Below are 6,488 nucleotides of genomic sequence, written 5' to 3' on the forward strand. Positions count from 1 at the left end.
CTGCGTAGCGGGTGCAGCATGCCACGCAGGGCCGATACGGCCATCAGGGGACGGCGACGTGCTCGACGATGCCGAGAACGGCCTCGGCGGACAGGATGCGCCGGTCGGCCGTACGCAGGCGGTGCGCGACCACGGCGGCGAACACCGCCTGGACATCTTCCGGCAGCACGTAGTCCCGCGCGTCCATGTAGGCCCAGGCCTGGGCCGCTCGTTTCAGCGCAAGGCCCGCGCGGGGCGACAGGCCGTCACGTAGGTCGGCCGAGGCGCGGGTCGCTCGAATCAGTTCCAGGATGTAGCGCAGCAGGGCATCGCTGGTCTTGATGCCCCCGACCGCCTGCTGGATCGCGACCAGTTGCTCCGGCGTGCCGACCGCGGACAGCTCTTCCAGCAGGGTCCGGCGGCTGCGGCCCGCGAGCAGTTCGAGTTCGGCGTCCGCCGCGGGGTAGCCCAGCTCCAGGCGCATCATGAACCGGTCAAGCTGCGATTCCGGCAGCGGGAAGGTGCCGATCTGTTCGCCCGGGTTCTGCGTGGCGATGACGAAGAACGGCGCCGGCAGGGCGCGGGTGACACCATCGATGGTGACCTGGCCTTCCTCCATCGCTTCGAGCAGCGCGCTCTGGGTCTTGGGGCTGGCGCGATTGACCTCGTCGGCCAGCACCACCTGCGAGAACACCGGTCCGGGATGGAACACGAAGCCGCTGTCGGTGCCCTCGAACACCGATACGCCGAGGATGTCGGCCGGCAGCAGGTCGCTGGTGAACTGCACGCGGCTGAAATGCAGGCCGAACAGCCTCGCCAGGGTGTGCGCCAGCGTGGTCTTGCCCATGCCGGGCACATCGTCGATCAGCAGGTGGCCGCCGGCGATCAGGCAGGCCGTGGCCAGCTTCAGCTGCTGCTGCTTGCCCACGATGATTTCGTTCGCGCGCTGCTGCATCGATTGCAGCAGGTCCACGCCGTTTACGCGGGTGTCGGGATTCACGTCGTCCAACTCGTTCTCTGTGCGTCCGTTGAGGACTTCAAGCCTAAACCAGGGGCCGGTCTCCTGTCCGGCAAGTGCATGCCGGAGCAGCGGGGCGGGCGTTCCCGGTTCGCGAAACGTTTACACGACCCCGTGGGATAGGCGTTAAGCTGCTGAGGAACAGGACCTCACGAAGGGACGTGATCATGTCCAGCCTCCGGGAATGCAGACGCGCTATGCGCCAGGCGGGCGACTACGCCACCTGGGCGGATGCCGCCCAACGTCTGGATGAGCTCACCGGGGGGGATGCCTGGAAATCCGAAGACGAGTCGTCGCTCTATGATTTCCGGATGATCCGGGCCCGCCTGCGCCAGATTCGCCGGCTCCGCGAGCGGGGCGACATCTTCGGGTTGATGCACGAGCTGCGGCAGGGGCTGCACTGGAATATCGGCGGCATCGGCAGCCCGTACATCTACGCGCAGACCTTTATCGGCACCAAGCATCTGGTCTCCGACTACATCGACGAGGTCTGCCGCTCGCTGGAGTATCTGGCCGGGCTGCCTCACGCCCAGGCGATGCCTGAGCGCCAGGATTTCTTCGAGGAAACGGCGCTGTCGTTCGGGCGCACGGGGCTGATGCTCTCCGGTGGCGCGACACTCGGTCTTTTCCACATTGGTGTGATCAAGTCGCTGTGGGAACACAATGCGCTGCCACGCGTCATCTCGGGGTCCAGCGCCGGATCGGTCGTGGCCGCGACGCTGGGCACGCATACCGACGACGAGATCGAGGAGATCTTCGACGCGGACATGGCCCGGTTCGGCTTCTGGCGCGGTCTGGGCCTGAGTTCGATCATCAAGCGGCGGGCGCTGATGGACCAGGCGCAGGTGCGTCGCGGCATCCAGCACTTCGTCGCCGACATGACCTTTGACGAGTCCTATCGACGCACCGGTCGGGTGGTCAACGTCACCGTGTCGCCGGCGAACACCACGCAGTCACCGAAGCTGCTGAACCACGTGACCTTCCCGCATCTTTGCATGCGTGAGGCGGTGCTGGCCTCCTGCGCCGTGCCGGTGATCTTCGAGCCCGTATTGCTGTACCAGCGTGATCACCGTGGCGCCAAGGTGCCATTCCTGCCGAACGTGAAATGGGTGGATGGCTCCATGAAGAGCGACCTCCCGCAGATGCGATTGAGGCGCCTGCATAACGTCAATCATTTCATCGTCAGCCAGACCAACCCGCATGTCGTGCCGTTCATGGCCCTGCGTGGTTCACGCTCGCGCGGTGGGCGCACCGGCATCCTCCGCGCCTACGCGCTGGAGGCGGTGAAGGAGCAGGCCAAGCTGCTCGCCGGGCTGGGGCGCGACCTGTCTCCGCCCGGTCATGTTCGCAAGCGGCTGGATACCCTGCATGGCCTGCTGGAGCAGCAATACCGCGGCAACATCACCGTCGTGCCGTCATTCCGGCTGAGTCAGTTCCGCCAGATGATGTCGAATCCCAGCGTCGAGACGACGCGCGAGATGATCCTGGCCGGTGAAAGGGCGACCTGGCCGAAGCTGTCGATGATCCTGCACCAGACCCGGATTTCGCAGACCTTCGATCGCTGTCTCAAGCAGATCGAGGGTGCCAGCGACGAGCCGGTTCACCGGGCGCAGTTGAAGGCAGGGTAGACGGGGGCGGAGCGCGTCACCACGACGGCGCGCGGCTCCGCTGGATCAGGACTTGCGCTCGTAGTCGCCTTCGATGACGACCGGTTGCTTGAGGTCGGGTCGAGCGGTGGCGAGTGATCCGACGGTCTTCTGCGCCAGCCGCGCACGCAGTTGCGGAAACAGCATGGAAAAGCCGATCGCGTCGGTGAAGAAGCCCGGTGTCATCAGCAGCACGCCCGCCAGCAACAGCAGCACGCCCTCCACCATCTCCGACGCCGGCAGCCGGCCCTCCATTTGCGCAAGCTGGATGCGACGGATCGTCGACAGGCCCTGACGTCTCGCCACCGTGGTGCCGACGACCGCGGTGAGCACGACCAGCGCGATCGTGGGGACGGCGCCGATGACGCCGCCGACCTTGATCAGAAACCAGGTTTCCGCCAGCGGAATGACGAACAGCAGGATGAGAAGACGTGTGCCCATGACAGGTTGACCCTACAGGGCCGCGATCCGTTCCCGCTGTGCCTGCAATTCGCCCAGCGTCTTGCGATGCGTGGTGAGGCGTTCGCGCTCCTGATTGACCACGGCCTCCGGCGCGCGGCTGACGAAGCCCTCGTTGCCCAGCTTGGCCTCGGCGCGTTGGACGTCGCCTTCGGTCTGGGCGATCTGCTTGTCCAGGCGGGCCAGTTCGGCGTCCTTGTCGATCAGCCCGGCCATGGGGACGAGGATGCGCATGTCGCCGAGCAGGGCAAGGGCGGACTCGGGCGCGGTGTCGCCCGCGTCCAGGACGCGAATCGATTCGGTGCGTGCGAGGAAGGCGATCAGTGCTTCGAAACGGCCCAGCCGCTCGCGGTCATCCACGCCGGCCTGTTCCAGCAGCACCGGAATCGGCTTGCTCGGGGAGATGTCCATCTCGCCGCGGATGCGGCGCACGCCGAGGATGAAGCGTTGCAGCCAGGCGACATCCGCCTCGGCCGCTTCGTCATGGCGATCCGCGTCCGGTGTTGGCCAGCGGGTCAGGGCGATGGAGCGGCCCTCGGCGCCGGCCAGTGGCGCGACCTTCTGCCAGATTTCCTCGGTGATGAAGGGCATCAGCGGGTGCATCAGCCGCAGCAGCGTTTCCAGCACACGGACCAGCGTGCGGCGCGTGCCGCGCTGGGCGGCGGCATCGGCATCGCCGGTGAGTACCGGTTTGGACAGCTCCAGATACCAGTCGCAGTACTCGTTCCAGGTGAAGTCGTAAAGCGTCTGCGCGGCGAGGTCGAAGCGGTAGGCATCCAGGTGGTCCGAGGCCTTGCGCTCGGTGTCCTGCAAGCGCGAGATGATCCAGCGATCGGCCGCGGACAGCGAGATCGCGTCATCCGGGTTCAGCCCGGTGTCCTGACCCTCCGTGTTCATCAGCACGTAGCGGGCGGCATTCCACAGCTTGTTGCAGAAGTTGCGGTAGCCCGCCACGCGGCCCAGATCGAAGCGGATGTCGCGACCGGTGGAAGCCAGCGCTGCAAAGGTGAAGCGCACGGCGTCGGTGCCGAAGGCGGGGATGCCATCCGGAAAATCCTTGCGCGTGGCCTTCTCGATGGCCCTGGCCTTCTTCGGCTGCATCAGACCCACGGTGCGCTTGGCGACCAGCGCGTCGAGATCGATGCCGTCGATCAGGTCCACCGGGTCGATGACATTGCCCTTGGACTTGGACTGCTTCTGACCCTCGGCGTCGCGGATCAGGCCGGTGATGTAGACATCACGGAACGGCACGTCGCCGGCGAACTTCAGTCCCATCATGATCATCCGGGCGACCCAGAAGAAGATGATGTCGAAGCCGGTGACCAGCACGGCGGTGGGATAGAACGCCTTGAGCTCCGGTGTCTGCTCCGGCCAGCCCAGCGTGGTGAACGGCCACAGCGCCGAGGAGAACCAGGTGTCGAGCACGTCATCGTCCTGGCGCAGCCGCGGTTCCTGGTCATTGCCGAACTGCGCATGCCAGCGCTCCCGGGCCTCGGCTTCGGTGCGACCGACGACGATGTTGCCTGCGTCGTCGTACCAGGCGGGCACGCGATGCCCCCACCAGAGCTGGCGACTGATGCACCAGTCCTCGATGTTGCGCATCCACTGGAAGTAGGTGTTCTTCCAGTTGTCCGGCACGAAGCGGATGCGGCCGGTCTCGACGGCTTCGATGGCCGGCTCGGCCAGCGGCCCGGTTTTCACGAACCACTGGTCGGTCAGGTAGGGCTCCAGCACCTCGCCGGTGCGGTCGCCGCGAGGGACCATCAGCGTGTGGTCGTCGATGCGTTCCAGCAGGCCGGCGGCGTCCAGGTCGTCGACGATGCGCTTGCGCGCCTCGAAGCGGGACAGGCCGCGATAGGCCTCCGGCGCATCGTCGTTGATGCAGGCGTCGTCATCGAAAATGTTGAGCAGCGTCAGCCCGTGGCGCTGGCCCATGGCGTAGTCATTGAAATCGTGCGCCGGCGTGATCTTCACGCAGCCGGTGCCGAATTCGGGGTCGACGTAGTCATCGGCGATCACCGGAATCCGGCGGCCGGTCAGCGGCAGTTCCAGTGTCTGGCCAACGAGGTCGCGGTAGCGCTCGTCGTCGGGATGCACGGCCACGGCCATGTCGCCCAGCATGGTTTCCGGTCGCGTCGTGGCGACGATCACATGACCCTGACCGTCGCTGCGCGGGTAGCGCAGGTGCCACAGATGGCCTTGTTCCTCCTTCGACTCGACTTCCAGATCGGACACGGCGGTCTTCAGCACGGGGTCCCAGTTCACCAGGCGCTTGCCGCGATAGATCAGGCCCTCGTCGTAAAGACGCACGAAGACCTCGGTGACGGCCTCGGACAGGCCCGCGTCCATGGTGAAGCGCTCGCGCGACCAGTCCACGGAACTGCCCATGCGGCGCATCTGCCGGGTGATGTTGCCGCCGGACTCGGCCTTCCATTCCCAGACCTTGTCGACGAAGGCGTCGCGGCCGAGATCGTGGCGGGACACGCCCTCGGCGGCCAGACGGCGCTCGACGACCATCTGCGTGGCGATGCCCGCGTGGTCGGTGCCCGGCTGCCACAGCGTGTTGTCGCCACGCATGCGGTGATAACGGGTCAGCGCGTCCATGATCGTGTGCTGGAATGCGTGACCCATGTGCAGGCTGCCGGTGACGTTGGGCGGCGGGATGACGATGCAGTAGGCATCGCGATCCGGCTCCAGCCGTGCGTTGAAGTCGCCGGCTTGCTCCCAGGTCTGGTACCACCGGGGTTCGATTTCGGACGGGTCGTAGGTCTTATCCATCTACGTCTTGATAGGTGTCGAGTTGATAACCGCGATCGCGGTAGAACTGGAACCGATGGCGGCCCGCGGTCTTCAGGGTGTCATCGGCGGGAATGATTTCGGCCACGCGCTCGAAGCGGCTGAAGAACAACGGCACATCCGGCGCCAGATTGATCAGCACATCGTGGCAGTGTTCGGGCGGTTCGGTCTGCCCGATCAGGATCGGTGTCGATTCGCTGTCCGGCGCGCCAAGCATGTCGTGTGGCACAAAGGCGTCGGGCCGGTAGGTCCACAGCGCTTCGTCGATCCGCTGCGCATCCCCATCGTCCGGGGCGTGGACATAAATCGACTGGCCGCGCTGGTAGAGCTGCTGGCACAGGCGGCAGACGAATGCTTGCGGCTGCGCGGCCCGGAGGATGTAGAAACCGATTCGAGTCATTCCAGTGCGTCACGACGCGTCCGGCGTTGGCCGGGGGCGCGAGGGTCGGCAAGGTTAGCGCAGGTGGTGCATCGCGTCATGCCGACCGTCCGCGACAAAAAAGGCCGGCAGCGATCGCTGCCGGCCTTTGGATGCCGCGAAGGGTCTGTGAGCCGGTCAGGCCGCCTTCTGCTTCTCCAGCCGATCGAGC

The 6,488-nt window shown here is 65.9% G+C and carries 5 protein-coding genes; 1 reads left to right on the forward strand and 4 read right to left on the reverse strand.

Annotation, left to right across the window (positions count from 1 at the left end; all coding sequences use genetic code 11):
- Nucleotides 1-43: 43 nt before the first annotated feature.
- A complete protein-coding gene (locus tag ABNS06_RS05485) occupies nt 44-934 on the reverse strand; it encodes an AAA family ATPase (protein WP_348673091.1) in 891 nt (296 codons plus the stop codon).
- A gap of 230 nt (nt 935-1,164) precedes the next feature.
- On the opposite strand from ABNS06_RS05485, the gene ABNS06_RS05490 reads away from it, so the two are divergent.
- Nucleotides 1,165-2,625: a DUF3336 domain-containing protein gene (locus ABNS06_RS05490; RefSeq protein ID WP_348673085.1), complete on the forward strand. Its 1,461-nt coding sequence runs from the start codon at nt 1,165-1,167 to the stop codon at nt 2,623-2,625.
- A gap of 45 nt (nt 2,626-2,670) precedes the next feature.
- Here the strand turns inward: ABNS06_RS05490 and ABNS06_RS05495 are convergent, their stop codons facing one another.
- From ABNS06_RS05495 to ABNS06_RS05505, 3 genes are read right to left on the reverse strand one after another with little or no spacing between them, the layout of a single operon-like run.
- Nucleotides 2,671-3,084, reverse strand: a complete 414-nt coding sequence (locus ABNS06_RS05495; RefSeq protein ID WP_348673086.1) for an FxsA family protein — start codon at nt 3,082-3,084, stop codon at nt 2,671-2,673.
- Nucleotides 3,085-3,096: 12 nt separating this feature from the next.
- A complete protein-coding gene (locus tag ABNS06_RS05500; RefSeq protein WP_348673088.1) occupies nt 3,097-5,880 on the reverse strand; it encodes a valine--tRNA ligase in 2,784 nt (927 codons plus the stop codon).
- Complete coding sequence (locus ABNS06_RS05505; RefSeq protein WP_348673090.1) at nt 5,873-6,298, reverse strand: DNA polymerase III subunit chi; 426 nt, start codon at nt 6,296-6,298, stop codon at nt 5,873-5,875. Before ABNS06_RS05505 ends, ABNS06_RS05500 begins: the two co-directional genes overlap by 8 nt.
- Nucleotides 6,299-6,488 lie beyond the last annotated feature (190 nt).

This window comes from uncultured Abyssibacter sp., assembly GCF_964000955.1.
Taxonomy (GTDB): domain Bacteria; phylum Pseudomonadota; class Gammaproteobacteria; order Nevskiales; family OUC007; genus Abyssibacter.

Bases quoted from the DNA above. Each gene is read 5' to 3' on its own strand.
- ABNS06_RS05490 (WP_348673085.1), top strand. From the start codon at position 1,165: ATGTCCAGCCTCCGGGAATGCAGACGCGCTATGCGCCAGGCGGGCGAC.
- ABNS06_RS05505 (WP_348673090.1), bottom strand. From the start codon at position 6,298: ATGACTCGAATCGGTTTCTACATCCTCCGGGCCGCGCAGCCGCAAGCA.
- ABNS06_RS05485 (WP_348673091.1), bottom strand. From the start codon at position 934: ATGCAGCAGCGCGCGAACGAAATCATCGTGGGCAAGCAGCAGCAGCTG.
- ABNS06_RS05495 (WP_348673086.1), bottom strand. From the start codon at position 3,084: ATGGGCACACGTCTTCTCATCCTGCTGTTCGTCATTCCGCTGGCGGAA.
- ABNS06_RS05500 (WP_348673088.1), bottom strand. From the start codon at position 5,880: ATGGATAAGACCTACGACCCGTCCGAAATCGAACCCCGGTGGTACCAG.